The organism is Oceanibaculum sp., assembly GCF_022449305.1.
In the GTDB taxonomy this organism is placed as follows: Bacteria; Pseudomonadota; Alphaproteobacteria; order Oceanibaculales; family Oceanibaculaceae; genus Oceanibaculum; species Oceanibaculum indicum.
This window is the reverse complement of the sequence record NZ_JAKUSO010000072.1, coordinates 1-15,137: the sequence shown is the minus strand read 5'-3', so window position 1 is coordinate 15,137 and position 15,137 is coordinate 1. Positions and strand designations below refer to the sequence as shown.

The following is a 15,137-nucleotide window of genomic DNA, read 5'->3' as shown; positions in this document are numbered from 1 at the left end:
CAATCTTCTGGATTTCGACCAGCAGCTGGACGGCACGCTCGATGGCGCTCTCCTCCACCATCAGGATGTCGTCCACATGCTGGCGCACGATCTCCAGCGGCAGCGCGCCGGGAATCTTCACGGCAATACCCTCGGCCAGAGTCTGTCCGCCCGATGTCGGCGTCTCGCCGTGCAGCGCCTGATACATGGAGGGATATTGCGCGGCTTCGACGCCGATGATCTCGATGCCGGGCTTCAGCGCCTTGGCGGCGGTCGCAATGCCGGCGATCAGCCCACCGCCGCCAATCGGGACCACGAGGACATCAAGGCCCGGATTGTCGGCGAGCATTTCCAGCGCCAGCGTACCCTGGCCAGCGACGATGTCCGGGTCGTCATAGGGATGCACGAAGGTCAGTTTTTCGGCATCCGCCAGGTCACGGGCAAAGGTCGCGGATTCGCTCAGCGTCTCGCCCTTGAGAACGACCCGTGCGCCATAGCGGCGCGTCCGCTCGACCTTCATGAAGGGCGTGTTCTCCGGCATGACGATGGTCGCGGGGATGCCCAGTTCGCGCGCGACATAGGCAACGCCCTGCGCATGATTGCCCGCCGACATGGCGATCACACCATTGCGCGTGGCTTCCTTCGGCAGGCGGCTCATCTTCACAAAGGCGCCACGTGACTTGAAGGAGCCGGCGCGCTGCAGATTCTCCAGCTTCAGATGCAGGTCGAGGCCCAGCTCCTCGTTGAGGCCAACCGCAGGGACCAGCGGGGTGCGGACAAGCTTGCCTGCAAGCAGGGCGGCGGCTTGTTCGATATCGTGCAGCGTGACGGTCATGCCTGGCCTGAAATGGGTATCGGGATCGGATCGCGCAGCATAGTCCGATCAGGGGGCGGGTGTCAGGCGCAGTTCCCGCATGGCTTGCCCCTGTGGGGCAGTGACGCGCAGATAGCGCCCCACGCTCCAGTCCCCGGCCAGATCGTCATAATGCGGGGAGAAGGGATTAGCCGACTGCCCCGGCGCCTGAATGAAGAGCGAGGCGTCAAGGTCTGAAAGGTCGAACACCGCGCGCAGGCCGGCCCCATGCACATGGCGATAGGGGGCATCGTCGTTGTCGAGGCGGCTGGTCCCGCGATTGACCGTGGTGTTGCTGCCATCGGTCTCGACCACCACATCGAACAGCGGACCCAGCAGCGGAATGCGGCCCAGCACCATGCCGGAGAAACGCGCGCGATGCGCATCGCCCCAGCGCCACGCCATCATCTCCGCCCCATAGTCCGCCGAGAGTTCCGTTATCGCGTCGTCCAACGCCGCGCGCGCAATATCGGTGCAGCTTTCCTGCCGGTCCGCTGTCGAGATGTCATCGCACCAGCCGCCCTCGCCGCGCAGCATGCCGGCAAGTTGATGATTGGCGAGCCATGGCACTTCCTGACCTGTAGGCGCGAACTCATCCGCCAGCAGCCGTTTCGGCAAGTGCCGGAGCCAGCCGTGATACAGCAGCGGTTCCGGCCGGTCTCGCAGCATCTGCCCATCCCAGCCGGACAGCAGCTGGCGGGCGGGGCTGTCCGGCAGCATCGGCAGGATCACCGCCAGCAGTTCCGGCGCGGCGAGATCCAGCGCGTCATATTGCAGCGCTGTCATCGCCTGCACATCGGCCTTGTTTCCGCTCTCCAGCTGTTCGGCAATGCGACGGGCGCGGTGCGGCGTGTCGAAGCTGCGACCCAGATAATGCGGATAGTCCGGCCCGGTGACATCATTATTGGCATTCATCACCCGGCCGGAAGGCGGGTTGAAATGCTGAGGCAATTCCTCGAAGGGCAGGAAGCTGGCCCAGTCATATTCCCCGGTCCAGCCGGGGGCTGGTAGGAAACCATCGCCGAACCGGCGGACCGGTACCTTGCCGGCGGTCACCATGCCGATGGAACCCTCGATATCGGCGAAGGCGATGTTCTGCTGCGGCGCATGGAAATCGCGCAGCGCCGTGCGGAAATCCACCGCGCTTTCCGCGCGGTTCATACGGAACAGCGCTTCCGCCGTGCGGTCATCGGGGTCAAGCAGGGTGGCGGAGAGGGCGAGGGCAAATTCCTCCGGTTTGCCATAGGCGGCGAGCGCCTGCCGGCTGCCGCCATGCGTGTCGGAGACGATCGGGCCATGCCGGCTGGCGCGGATCGTGACCGTAACCTCCTCACCGCCGCGCAGCTTTATGATCTCTTCGCGGCTCTCGAAGGGAACGCTGCCATCGGGAGACTGGTATCGGCCGGCATCTGCCGGGTCGATCTTCTCGATGAAGATGTCCGATGTATCGCCATGGGTGGTGGTGAAGCCCCAGGCGACCTTTTCGTTATGGCCGATCAGATGCATCGGCACGCCCGGCACGGTGGCGCCGGCCAAGGTGAGGCCGGGCACTTCGATCCGCGCCAGATACCACAATGCCGGGTTGGTCAGGCCGAGATGCGGATCGTTCGCCAGCAGCGGCTTGCCGCTGGGCGTGCGGCTGCCATCCAGCGCCCAGATGTTGGAGGCACGCCGGGGCGCCAGTGCCGGGGGCAGGGCGGCCAGCACGCGCGCTGCGAGGCCGGATGGCAGCGGCGCCATCGCTGCCGGAACATGCTGTGCTTCAGGATCGGTGCGCCAGAGCTGCTCGATCTGCTCTGGCGTGAAATACGGGGAAAGCTGGGCGCGCTTCAGCTCGGCGTGCCAGTTGCCGGTCAGCTGCATTGCCATCAGCTTGCCCCAGACCAGACTATCGGCGGGCCGCCAGGGTTCCGGCCTATGGCGCAGCAGCACGAATTCCGGGGGCAGGGCGCCTTCATGGGTGTCCAGCCAGGTGTTCACGCCCTCGGCATAGGCGTCCAGCGCCTCTCGCAGAGCAGGGGACGCCTGTTCTACGCCGCGCTCGGCCAGGCGATAGAGACCCAGCGTACGCATCAGCCGGTCATACTCCAGCGTAGCGGAGCCGGTCAGCTCCGACAGGCGGCCGGCGCCGAGGCGGCGCATCTGCTCCATCTGCCACAGCCGATCCTGGGCATGGACATAGCCGAGCGCGCGGTAGGCATCGGCCTCGCTGGCCGCCCGGATGGTGGGGACGCCGTGTTCGTCGCGGATCACCGAGACATCGGCGGTAAGGCCGGGCAGGGGAGCATTACCCTCTAGCTGCGGCAGAGAGGTACGCAGCCAGAAGTATCCGCCGGTCCCGGCGATAATCACCAACAGCAGCAGGATTCCTACGGCGAGTCCGATCCGTTTCAGCCAGCGCCGCATGCCTGTTGCTCCCTTCTCCGCGTTCCCCGGAGATATGGGAGGAAAAACAGAAATGTCAGCGGGTTACCGGCTATTTTGCGAACAGGTCTTTGTACTGATCGCGCAGCAGGTTTTTCTGCACCTTGCCCATGCTGTTGCGCGGCAGTTCGGATACGAAGAATACCTGCTTCGGCACCTTGTAACCGGCGAGGCGGCCTTTCAGATGGGCGATGGCAGCGTCCGGCGCGGGCGGCGTCTGCCCGGCGCGTGCCGTCGCCACGGCGACCACGGCCTCGCCGAAATCCGGGTGCGGCACGCCGATGACAGCGGATTCCTCGACGCCGTCCAGCTGGTCGATCTCTTCCTCGACCTCCTTCGGATAGACGTTGAAGCCGCCGGAGATGATGAGGTCCTTGGCGCGGCCGGAAATCCAGACATAACCGCGCTCATCCACGCGCCCGACATCGCCGGTGATGAAGAAGCCGTCCTCGCGGATTTCCGCCTTGGTCTTTTCCGGCATGCGCCAATAGCCCTTGAAGACGTTGGGGCCGCGCACCTCGATCACGCCGGTCTCGCCAACGGGCAGCGCCGTGCCATTCTCGTCGGCGATGCGCACCTCGACATCGGGCAGGGCCATGCCGCAGCTGCCGGCCAGCCTGTCGGCCTCATAGGGATTGGAGGTCAGCATGCCGGTCTCGGTCATGCCATAGCGCTCCAGAATGGCCTGCCCGGTGCGCTCGCGGAACTGGTTGAAGGTGTCGGCCAGCAACGGCGCAGAACCGGCGACGAACAGCCGCATATGCTTGGTCAGGTCGCGGGTGAAGCCTTCATGCGCCAGCAGCCGGACATAGAAGGTCGGCACGCCCATCATCACGGTGGCGCGGGGCAGCAGCTTCACGATCTCGTCGGCATCGAACTTCGGCAGGAAGATCATCGAACTGCCGTTCAGCAGGATGCAGTTGGTGGCGACGAACAGCCCGTGGGTGTGGAAGATCGGCAGGGCGTGCAGCAGCACGTCGCCAGGCTGGAAATGCCAGACCTTGTGCAGCGTCAGTGCGTTGGAGGCCAGGTTCCAGTGCGTCAGCATAGCGCCCTTGGAGCGTCCGGTGGTGCCGGAAGTGTAGAGGATGGCCGCCAGATCGTCGCGCCCGCGCGCGACAGTGGCGAAGTCGGGCGACAGGTTTCTCGCTTGCTCGACCAGCGTGCCGTCCTGCGCACCGCCCAGCGTCAGCACATGCGGCGTGCCGGCCTTCGCAGCGCAGTCACCGACCCATGATTCGGTGCCGGGGCGGCAGACCGCGACGCGCGGCTCGGCATCGGTCAGGAAATATTCGATTTCGGCCTGCTGGTAGGCGGTGTTCAGCGGCAGGTAGGCGGCACCGACCCGCAGGCAGGCGAGATAGAGGAAGATGGCCTCCGGCGACTTGTCCACCTGCACGGCGATGCGGTCGCCTGGCGTGACGCCCAGCTTGACCAGCAGGTTGGCAATCCGGCCGCTCCAGCTCTCTAGGTCGGCATAGCTGTAGCGCCGGCCATCGCCGGTCTCGATAAACAGCTCCGCGCGGTCGGCGGGGAAACGGCTTTCGAACAGCTCGTACAGATTGTCGCTCATGGAGGCATCCACCCGGTGGGATATTTCTTGTTAGTCGTATTGGTCTATAGCGAAAAGAGAAGGGGCGGCACAAGCGAAGCCTTGGCTCCGTCCATGCCGCCCCTTTGTCAGTCTTCGCTTTCCGGTCAGGCTTCCGCGTCAGCCTTCAGCGGTGCCTTTTCCGAGGGCTTGCGCGTCTTCTGCCAGAAGAACAGCGCCGCCCCCATGACGATGCCGACGATATCGGTGATGAAACCGCCCGAAATCAGCATCAGGGCCGCGATGAACAGTATCACGCGCATCAGCATCGGCAGACGGCCGTGGAACCAGTTCATCACCGCGCCGGACAGCATGTAGACGCCCACCGTGGCGGTCGCCGCGTTGCGCAGGATGACATGCCATTCGCCTTCCATCAGCAGACCATGGCTGTAGAAGAACATGTACGGCACGATGAAGGCGGCGAGGCCCAGCTTGAAGGCGGTGACCGAGGTCTTCATCGGGTCGGCGCCGGCAATGGCGCCGCCGGCATAGGCAGCCAGCGCCACCGGCGGCGTGATGGCTGAGATGACGGCGTAGTAGAACACGAAGAAATGCGCCACCAGCGGCGGAATGCCGAGCTGGATGAGGCCGGGTGCCACCACCGAGGCCGCCACCGCATAGGCCGCCGTTGTCGGCATGCCCATGCCCAGCACGATGGAGATCACCATCGCGAAGAACAGCGCAATCAGCTGACTCTTGTCGGCGATGTCCAGCAGCAGCGAGGAGAAGCGCAGGCCGACGCCGGTCAGGCCGATGACGCCGACGATGATGCCGGCGCAAGCGCAGACGGCGATCAGCTGGATCGACATCTTGGTCGTCGCTTCCAGTGCCCGCAGCACGCCGATCGGGCCCATCTTGTTCGGGCTAAGCCAGCTCACCACCAGTGCGCTGACAAGCCCCAGCGTACCGGCCCGGATGACCGAATAGCCCATATAGAGCGCGCCGATCAGGATGATGATGGGCAGGAAGAGATAGATCTGCTTCATCAGCTTGGACAGTACCGGCAGCTCGTCCTGGCGCATGCCGCGCATGCCCATCTTGGCGGCCTCGAAATCCACCATGAAGAACACGGACATGAAGTACAGGCAGGCCGGGATCAGCGCGGCGACGATCAGTTCGGTGTAGGGGATGCCGGTGATCTCCGCCATGATGAAGGCGCCCGCGCCCATGACCGGCGGCATGATCTGCCCGCCGGTGGAGGCCGCCGCCTCGATGGCGCCAGCGCTCTGCGGCCGGTAGCCAACCCGCTTCATCAGCGGAATGGTCAGCGAGCCCGTCGCCACCACATTGCCGGCGGAGGTGCCGTTGATCATGCCCATCAGGCCGCTGGCAAACACCGCCACCTTGGCGGGACCGCCACGGGCACGACCAGCAATCGCGAAGGCGAAGTTCACGAAATAGTCGCCGACCTTGGAAATCTGAAGGAAGGCGCCGAAGGCGATGAACAGGATGATGTAGGTGGAGGAAACCGCCGTTGTCGGCCCCAGGATACCGCTATCCGTATAGATGTAGCTGAAGAAGCGGTCCATCCGGTAGCCGTCATGATTCAGGATGCCCGGCAGGTAGGGGCCGGCGAAAGTGTAAACAATGAACAGGCCGGCAATCACCAGCAGCGCCATGCCGGCGACCCGGCGGGTCAGCTCCAGGATCAGCAGCACGCCGGCAATCGAGAACAGCATGTCGCTGGGAATCGGCATGACACCGGCGCGGAACTGCAGCGCCGCTAGGTTGAACAGCAGGTAGCCGGCAACCGACAGGCTGTTGATCGCCAGAATCCAGTCATACCAGCCGATGCGATGGTCGCGCGGCTTGAACAGCCAGCCGGCGCCAATGGCGACGACGGTGGACAGCACCAGCGGCCAGCCGGAGGTGCCGAAGATCCAGGGATCGGGCATCATCTCGTCGGCGGCGACGAAGGCATAGACGACACAGAAGAAACTGTAGCCGCCAAGCCCGAGCGCGATCAGCAGGGGCGGGTATTCGATGGGCCTGATCCAGGTGCCATTGCCGTCAAGCCCGTCCGTGGTCCAGGCGGCGACCAGCAGATAGCCGATGGCCAGGGCCCCGGCGATGTGCATGATCCGGAAGCTCCACGTCTCAATCGGAAAGACGTTCAGCACCATCAGATGGAATGTCGCATAGCCGATGCACAGAACGGCAAGCAGCAGTTTCTGCCAGCCTTCCAGCTTCCGTTCGTTACTGGGGGGCGGCTCGTCCGCAGCCTGCACCAGAACTTCCGAATTCTTTTGGTCCTGCATCTTCCCCGCACTCTTGTTCGTTTATTAAGCCACGCGTCCGCAGCCTCCCTAGCCGCCGCGTGCCTTCTATAAAATAACGGCTCCCCCTCGGACTGGCGAGGAGGAGCCGTATCATACGCCTTTATACAGGCTGGGCCATCAGCCCTTATACTTAGCCCTTGTATTCCGGCGGCAGCAGCTTCTTGTCCACCGGCAGGTTCTTTTCCTTGTAGTAGCGGATCGCACCCGGGTGGAACCACATGAAGCTGTTGTTCACGTAGTTCTCCGGCTTGGTGTCCGCCGCCGACTTGTGGATCTGCATCATGCGGTCATTGTTGTCGAGGACGACCTTCATGACCTCATAGACCAGGCTTTCCGGCATGTCCTTGTGGGCGATGCCGAAGTTCCACATGGCAACCGTGTGCTGCTCTTCCTTCTGGCTCTTGTAGGTGTTGGCCGGAATGGTGAAGGCGGACACGGACGGGAAAGCGTCGAGGATCTTCTTCTGCTCGTCCTTGGTGAAGGCGAACAGGCTGACCGGGACCTGGGCCTCGATCTGCGCGAAGGCGGCAATCGGCAGGCCGGCGCCAAAGGCGAAGCCGTCGATCAGACCGTCCTGCACCTGGCCGGCGAGGTCGTTCGCGCCGCCGAACTGCGGCTTCACATTCACGCCCAGCTCCTTGAACCAGAGCGGGAAGTAGGTGCCCGGCGTACCGCCGCGCGGGCCGACACCGACGGTCTTGCCCTCAAGGTCCTTGATGCCCTTCACGCCGGACTTTTCGAGCGCGACGATCTGGAACGGGGTCATGTACATCGGGAAGGTGGCGCGGACATTCTTCATCTCGACGCCCGGCGCGATTGGGCTCTTGCCGACCCAGCCATCATAGCCCGGACCCATGGTGGTCATGGCGAACTGCACGCCGCCGGAATTGACCAGCGCCATGTTCTGCACCGGACCACCGGTCACTTCCGAGCTGGTGTTGATGCCCAGCTTTTCCTGGACGAGGTTCGCCCAGCCCGCGCCATACACGAAGTAGGTGCCGCCCTGCGAGGCGGTGCCGACCTTGATCGAGCTTGGCCAGCCGGCCTTGTCCTGCGCGTCGGCCGCTGCCGGAACAAACAGCGCAGCCGCCACGGCGATGGCGCTAAAACGCATTAGATTGAGCTTCATTGGGGCCTCCCTAAAGCCAACTTTCAATATCCGATGGGCGCCTTGCCACATATCCTGCGGTTCTCTCATGGCGCTTGGCACACCATCGGCACGCATCATTTAGTTAAACGAGTTGAGGAAATCTGCAACTGCTTTTGCCTTCCCTGCGTTACAGCGTATGCAATCAAGCTCGGTGAATCCGGGGTTCTGGTAACCCGGTAATCCCGCTGTTGTTGCGATATGGTATTGATATAAAAACATCATTAGACTGAGCCTACCGGCCAGACCTTCGCACCGCTGAGAAACCGAGGGAGACACCCATGAAACCCAGCCAGGGAAGTTTCGCAAGCACGGCGACGGGGGAAACCGTCTGGCTCGGCTTCACGGAATGGGGCGAACGCCGTATGGAGCGGGTGGCCATCTGCGCCCATGGCCTGACGCGCCAGGGACGAGATTTCGACCAGCTGGCCCAGGCGCTGCTCGGCGACTATCGGGTGATCTGCCCGGATGTGGCCGGCCGGGGCCGCAGCGGCTGGCTTTCGCAGAAGGAAGATTACCATTACGGCACCTATCTGAAGCACGCGAAGGATTTGCTGGCCTATCGCGGGCTTGGCGCCGTCGACTGGATTGGCACCTCGATGGGCGGGCTGATCGGCATGCTGTTGGCCGCCGAGGAAGACTCGCCGATCCGCCGGCTGGTGCTGAACGATGTCGGTCCATTCATCCCGAAGCAGGCGCTGGAGCGCATCGGGCAATATGTCGGCGAGGAGCTGGTATTCCCGAATCTGCAGGCGGTGGACGAGCATTTCCGGAAGATCTACGCCAGCTATGGCGATCTCAGCGATTCGGAGTGGAGCGCCATGGTGCTTCACAGTGTCGAACGGCAGCCCAATCACACCTATACGCTGCATCTCGACCCGGCCATCGGCGACGCATTCCGCAAGAACCCGCTGCAGGACATCGATATGTGGGCGATCTGGGACAAGATCGAATGCCCGGTGCTGGTCTTGCGCGGCGAGACATCGGACGTGCTGCTGCGCGAAACCGCCCAGGAAATGACGCGACGAGGCCCGAAGGCGAAACTGATGGAGATTCCCGGGTGCGGCCACGCGCCCTCGCTGATGGTGGAAGACCAGATCGCCATTGTCCGCGACTGGGGGCGTTCCGGGGGCGAGCGCGCCAAGGCGGAAGCGGCAGCCGATGGCGGGCAGAACGGTTAGCACGCCCTCACACTATCCGGCGGGCTTTCCACCCTTCCGACGCCGCGCGCCCTGGTGGGGCGGTGACCTGCAGACGGTGCGCAACCTGCTGGTCGGCCGCGCGCCGGATCTGAGCGCCTATCCTGTTCGAGAGCTAAAGCTCGCAATGTGTGACGGCAGCGGCGACATGCTGCTCGCGGCGCTGCAATACCCAGAACAGGGAAAATCGCAGCATCCTCTCGTGGTGCTGATCCATGGTCTGACGGGCTGTCAGGACAGTCTGTACATGCTGCGCAGTGCTTCGGTCTTCCTGGCGGCGGGCTATCCGGTGCTTCGGCTCAGCCTGCGCGGTGCCGGCCCGTCCCGGCCGCTCTGCCGGTTCCAGTATCATGCCGGGCGCAGTGCCGACCTTGGGGATGCCTTGCTGGAACTGCCGCCGGAGCTTGCCGTGAACGGGCTGCTCCTCGTCGGCTATTCGCTGGGCGGGAATATGCTGCTGAAATTCCTGGCCGAACAGGGCCGGGACTTTCCGGTGCTGGCGGCGGGGTCGGTATCGGCGCCCATCGAACTTGCCGAATCCTCGCGCCGGTTCCTCGACCACCGCAACTGGCTCTATCACCGCTGGCTACTGGCGCGGATGAAGGAGGAGACGCTGGCCGGGCCGCCTGACGCCCTCTCAACGGCTGAACGGCAGGCCGTGCAGTCCGTGGCGACCGTGCTGGAATTTGATGACCGGCATGTCGCGCCGAGAAACGGTTTCGCGGGCGCCGCCGATTATTATGCCAAATGCAGCGCATTACATTTCCTGCCGGCCATTGAGGTGCCGACGATGCTGATCCATGCGGAGGATGATCCCTGGATTCCGGCTGTGTCTTACCGCAAGGCCATGCAGGCCGGAAATGACCGGCTGACCTGCCTGCTGGCGCCGGGCGGCGGCCATGTCGGCTTCCACGATGCGTCGCCGGTCGCCTGGCACGACCGGTGCCTTCTGCAGTTCTTTGCGGAGAGATTTACCGGTTGAGCAATTTCGCTGCCTCTACCGCGAAATAGGTCAGCACGCCATCGGCACCGGCACGCTTGAAGGCCATCAGGCTTTCCAGAACGATGCGGTCATTGTCGAGCCAGCCATTCTGGATGGCACCCTTCAGCATCGCGTATTCGCCGCTGACCTGATAGGCGAAGGTCGGCACGGCAAAGCTGCTCTTCACGCGCTGCACGATGTCGAGATAGGGCATGCCCGGCTTCACCATGACCATGTCCGCGCCCTCGGCAATGTCGAGCGCCACTTCGCGGAGCGCTTCATCGGTGTTGGCCGGGTCCATCTGGTAGGTGGACTTGCTGGCCTTGCCCAGGGTCCTGGCGGAGCCGACGGCATCGCGGAACGGGCCATAGAAGGCAGAGGCGTATTTCGCCGCATAGGCCATGATCTGGATGTCCTGGCGGCCGGCGCCGTCGAGGGCGCGGCGGATCGCACCGATCCGGCCATCCATCATGTCCGACGGCGCAATGATGTCACAGCCGGCCTCGGCCTGGACCAGCGCCTGGCCGCACAGGATTTCCACCGTCTCATCGTTCAGGATACGGTCATCCTGCAATACGCCGTCATGGCCGTGATCGGTGAAGGGATCCAGCGCCACATCGCACAGCACGCCGATATCGGGAACCGCATCCTTGATCGCCTTGATCGCCTGGCAGACCAGATTGTCCGGATTGGTGGCCTCGGTGCCGGAGACATTCTTCAGCGCCGGATCGATCTGCGGGAACAGTGCTATGGCCGGAATGCCCAGCGCCTGGGCCTCGCGCACGGCCTCGGCCAGCCGGTCCACGCTATGGCGCATAACACCTGGCATGGAGACAACCGGCTCGCTGGCGCCGCGACCGCCCATCACGAAGACCGGCCAGATCAGGTCATCGACCGTCAGCGTGTTTTCGCGCACCATCCGGCGCGACCAGTCGCTCTGCCGGTTGCGGCGCATCCGTACCTGCGGGAACGCCGGCGCCACGGCGGAACCGGCAGAGGACGGTGCGCCCGTGTCGGCTGGCGTGCTGGCTGGAATGGACTGGCTGCCCCGCGCGAATGGTCCGTTCATTGAGCTGCTTCCCGGCTATCCATTATTCTCTGCGCATTCCAGCGCATCTGCCGAACTATAGCGGCTGGCGGCGGAACGGCGCAAGAAAGCCCTGGCGGCGGTAGGCGCGGGACTTGTTATGGAGAGAGCGGGAACTCGATTGTCTCGCAGGTGGGCGGCGTATCAAGCTTCTGGCCGGTTGCGCCGGTCCTCACGCCCGTTCCAGCCCCCATGTGAGACACGGTGGCGCCGACAATGATGGTGGGGGCTTCGCTCTGATCCAGCAGGGGCAGCAGCAGGCGCTCGCCACGCAGATAGGGGTGGGTCTTCGCATGGATGGCGCCGCGCACGTACAGAATGGCCGGTGTTTCGATGGCACGGCGGTACTTGGCGATCACATGGTCCTGCTGCACTTCCGGGAAAGTTTCGTCCAGATAGGTGCCGACCAGGTTCCGATGGTGGAACATGTTCATTTCCTCACCGGCGAGTCGGAAACGAAAGCGGCCGCTCTCGGCGATGTAATCGCACATCCACACAAAAGGCAGGACAGTCCATATGGCAACCGGGTCGATGTCCCGGCGGTTCGGGATGAGCGCACCCTTCCGCACTTGCAGCCAATGATCGTAGAGCGTCTGCAATCTGGGGTCGATGTCGTTGGATAAAATACCCATCTATCGCGCCAAACGTGCCGTTTTTCTTTGTTTATTATCTAAAAGTAGTGCTTTTGTGGATGTTAGTTACACTAAAAATGATTGTCCAGCCATTATTTCGCTAATCTGCAATCAACATAGACGGTCACTGATGTGCATGGCAATCAAAGTAGATAGTTTTGGTCGCCTTGAATAAAATAGTAAAATCTACTCTTCATAAGTTTTGAGGTGCCATTCGGTAACGAACGGGAATATTCTAGGCCTGATTGCGCTGGCGCCGGATACGAGAACCATCGGGTGTCCAACGTTCGGGCCAGAGCTCATGGAGTGGAACGTCGATGAACCGGCTTATGGCGATTTCGGCCTTTGCGTACTTGGTCAGTAAGGCTTTCCGGCAGGCCGATTCGCTGAGCCCGTGGGAGAGGGCAAGTGCCGTTAAGGTCATTCCCTTCTTTCTTACGGCAGCCGTGATGTCTGCCGGGTGCCAACCTGTTCGTGGCATGTTCAGCAACCCTTTTTAGTATTATTGCGAGATTCTATCCATATAGAGCAAGGGAGGTAAACATACGTGCAATGCAATTCTGGCGTCAATTCCGAATGGAGAAGTCGACGGCAAAAGTTGCGTGAAATTTTTTGACTTTAGTGCAAATGGTAACAAGCTAAAGAAGTGGCTATGAGCTTCGATCCAATGGATGACGCAGAAAGCCCATCGTTACGACCATTGTCAAACGATGGTCGAAGCAGGACCGAAGGGTTCTCCGAACGGGTCATGATGCTGGCACAGAATGTTGGCGGCATCATGGAATTGGCAAAGCGGGCGGACCTGTCGCATCAGGTCGTCCGGAAATATGTGCGTGGGGTGTCCGACCCCTCGCGCCAGCGGCTTATTGCGCTGGCACGGGCCGGAAACGTGCGCCTGGAGTGGCTTGCTACCGGCGAGGGGGAGATGCTCGCCGGCGCGAACGACCCTCTTGCTGTTGATGGTAGGGCACGGACGAAAGCGGGACATGAAGGCCTTGTGCCGGTGCCGCTGATCGGGGTGAGCCCTGCCGGCCTCGATTGCGCCTTGCAGCCAACCGGCGAGCAGGTGGGGGATGCAAAGCCAAGCGGAAATGCGCCTGAGGGTGAGCCGGCGCTGATCTACCTCGACATGAAGCATATGCCCGAACTGCCGGGCCTGCAGGCATCGCAGCTTGCAATCCATGTGATGCGCGGCGACAGCATGGAGCCGACCATACCTGCGAACACGCCGGTTCTGATCGACCGCAGCGAGGATGGTGCCCGTCCGGCCGACGACGTCTTCGTCTTTTGCCTGGAAGGCCGCGTCCTGATGAAACGGCTGCAATGGCTGCCCGGGCGCCGATTGCGCGTGCGCAGCGATAATCCGACCTATGAGGGTTACGACATCGACCTCAGCGTCGATCAGCCCTTCCTGCTGATCGGACGGGCGCTCTACGCCTTGCGGCTGATCTGAGCGGCATGGCGCCGGATTGACAGCCAGTCACGCGCCCGTATGATCCGGCGAAAAGCGCCCGAAGAGCGCCCAAAAGCATCTGGGGGGCGTCCGCCCATGAATTTTCTGCCCGATGACGATCAGCGCCTCATCCAGGAGACGGCGCGGCAATTCGCGCTGGAGCGGATGGCCCCATCGGCGGCGGAATGGGATGAACAGCAGATATTTCCTGTCGATTGCCTGCGCGAGGCGGCCAGTCTCGGTTTCGCCGGCATCTATTGCGGCGAGGACCATGGCGGTAGCGGCCTTGGCCGGCTTGATGCCGCGCTGATCTTCGAGGAACTGGCCACGGGCTGCGTTTCCACGGCGGCCTATATCTCGATCCACAATATGGCGTCCTGGATGATCGACCGCTTCGGCAATGATGCGCAGCGGGCGCGCTTCCTGCCGAAGCTCCTGACGATGGAGCATTTCGCCAGCTATTGCCTGACGGAGCCGGGGGCGGGATCGGATGCCGCCTCGCTGAAGACCCGCGCGGTCCTTGATGGCGATCATTATGTGCTGAATGGTTCCAAGGCCTTCATTTCGGGCGGCGGTGCCAGCGACATCTATGTCGTGATGGTCCGCACCGGCGAGGCCGGGCCGAAGGGCATCTCCTGCCTTGTGGTGGAGAAAGGAACACCCGGCCTGTCCTTCGGCCAGAAGGAACGCAAGATGGGCTGGAACAGCCAGCCGACCCGCGCCGTGATCTTCGAGGAATGCCGTGTGCCGGCCGCCAACCGGCTGGGCGCGGAAGGCGAGGGGTTCAATATCGCCATGAAGGGGCTGGATGGCGGACGAATCAATATCGGCGCCTGCTCGCTGGGCGGTGCCCGTGCGGCGCTGCAGGCAGCGCGCGAGCACATGCAGGTGCGCACCCAGTTCGGCCGCAAGCTGGGCGAGTTCCAGGCGCTGCAGTTCAAGCTGGCTGACATGGCGACGGAACTGGATGCCGCGCGTCTGATGGTGCATCGCGCGGCCTCCTCGCTGGATCGCGGCGATCCGGAAGCCACGCTGCACGCGGCCATGGCCAAAAGGTTTGCCACCGATGCCGGGTTCGCCGTCTGCAACGAGGCGCTGCAGATTCATGGTGGCTATGGATATATTCGGGATTATCCGGTCGAGCGCATCCTGCGGGACCTGCGGGTTCACCAAATCCTCGAAGGTACCAACGAAATCATGCGGGTCATCATTTCCCGCCAGATACTGAACAGCAATCAATAGACATGAACAGTCGGGACAGAAGATGACGCAGCCGTCGGACATTCAGCAGCAGGATATTTCCTTCACGGTCGAGGGGGGCGGCGGCATTGTCTCGCTGAACCGGCCCAGGGCTCTGAACGCGCTGACCCTGGAGATGATCCGCGCCTGCGATCCGCAGCTCGCCGCCTGGGAGACGGACCCGGCGGTGAAGGCGGTGCTGATCCGGGGCGAGGGGGGCAAGGCCTTCTGCGCCGGCGGCGATGTGCGCGCTGTGTGGAAGTCGATCGTCG

Annotated in this window: 13 protein-coding genes; 5 read left to right on the top strand and 8 right to left on the bottom strand. The window is 63.0% G+C overall.

What is annotated here, in order from left to right:
* From MK313_RS15995 to MK313_RS15975, 5 genes are all read right to left on the bottom strand, one after another.
* Positions 1–814: pyridoxal-phosphate dependent enzyme (locus tag MK313_RS15995; RefSeq protein ID WP_287782879.1), on the bottom strand; the 814-nt coding region annotated here is incomplete at its 3' end.
* 48 nt (positions 815–862) lie between these two features.
* Positions 863–3,238 carry a penicillin acylase family protein gene (locus tag MK313_RS15990; RefSeq protein ID WP_287782877.1) on the bottom strand — a complete coding sequence of 792 codons (2,376 nt, stop codon included), beginning with the start codon at positions 3,236–3,238 and terminating at the stop codon, positions 863–865.
* Between the two features lie 70 nt (positions 3,239–3,308).
* On the bottom strand, positions 3,309–4,829 hold the full coding sequence (locus MK313_RS15985; RefSeq protein WP_287782875.1) for a malonate--CoA ligase: 1,521 nt from the start codon (positions 4,827–4,829) through the stop codon (positions 3,309–3,311).
* A gap of 125 nt (positions 4,830–4,954) precedes the next feature.
* Complete coding sequence (locus MK313_RS15980; RefSeq protein ID WP_287782873.1) at positions 4,955–7,105, bottom strand: TRAP transporter permease; 2,151 nt, start codon at positions 7,103–7,105, stop codon at positions 4,955–4,957.
* A gap of 151 nt (positions 7,106–7,256) precedes the next feature.
* A complete protein-coding gene (locus tag MK313_RS15975; RefSeq protein WP_040707342.1) occupies positions 7,257–8,255 on the bottom strand; it encodes a TAXI family TRAP transporter solute-binding subunit in 999 nt (332 codons plus the stop codon).
* 299 nt (positions 8,256–8,554) lie between these two features.
* On the opposite strand from MK313_RS15975, the gene MK313_RS15970 reads away from it, so the two are divergent.
* The gene (locus tag MK313_RS15970) at positions 8,555–9,454 is read left to right on the top strand and encodes an alpha/beta fold hydrolase (protein ID WP_287782870.1); all 900 of its coding nucleotides are present in this window, start codon (positions 8,555–8,557) and stop codon (positions 9,452–9,454) included.
* Positions 9,435–10,454: a YheT family hydrolase gene (locus MK313_RS15965; protein WP_287782868.1), complete on the top strand. Its 1,020-nt coding sequence runs from the start codon at positions 9,435–9,437 to the stop codon at positions 10,452–10,454. Before MK313_RS15970 ends, MK313_RS15965 begins: the two co-directional genes overlap by 20 nt.
* On the opposite strand, the gene hemB is transcribed toward MK313_RS15965, so the two are convergent.
* From hemB to MK313_RS18230, 3 genes are all read right to left on the bottom strand, one after another.
* Positions 10,444–11,409, bottom strand: coding sequence for a porphobilinogen synthase (gene hemB / locus MK313_RS15960; protein ID WP_287782881.1), 966 nt, complete (start codon positions 11,407–11,409; stop codon positions 10,444–10,446). The genes MK313_RS15965 and hemB overlap by 11 nt on opposite strands.
* A 230-nt stretch (positions 11,410–11,639) precedes the next feature.
* On the bottom strand, positions 11,640–12,173 hold the full coding sequence (locus MK313_RS15955) for a PAS domain-containing protein (RefSeq protein ID WP_040707337.1): 534 nt from the start codon (positions 12,171–12,173) through the stop codon (positions 11,640–11,642).
* 235 nt (positions 12,174–12,408) lie between these two features.
* The gene (locus MK313_RS18230) at positions 12,409–12,654 is read right to left on the bottom strand and encodes a helix-turn-helix domain-containing protein (protein ID WP_083859697.1); all 246 of its coding nucleotides are present in this window, start codon (positions 12,652–12,654) and stop codon (positions 12,409–12,411) included.
* A 171-nt stretch (positions 12,655–12,825) separates the two neighbouring features.
* Here MK313_RS18230 and MK313_RS15950 point away from each other — a divergent pair, with 171 nt between their 5' ends.
* The 3 genes from MK313_RS15950 to MK313_RS15940 all read left to right on the top strand — a co-directional run.
* On the top strand, positions 12,826–13,626 hold the full coding sequence (locus MK313_RS15950; protein WP_083859694.1) for a S24 family peptidase: 801 nt from the start codon (positions 12,826–12,828) through the stop codon (positions 13,624–13,626).
* A gap of 96 nt (positions 13,627–13,722) precedes the next feature.
* Positions 13,723–14,868 (top strand): isobutyryl-CoA dehydrogenase, encoded by a 1,146-nt coding sequence (locus MK313_RS15945; protein ID WP_287782861.1) that lies wholly within the window; start codon positions 13,723–13,725, stop codon positions 14,866–14,868.
* Between the two features lie 22 nt (positions 14,869–14,890).
* Positions 14,891–15,137 (top strand): enoyl-CoA hydratase/isomerase family protein (locus MK313_RS15940; protein WP_287782859.1); only part of this gene is annotated, 247 nt, incomplete at its 3' end.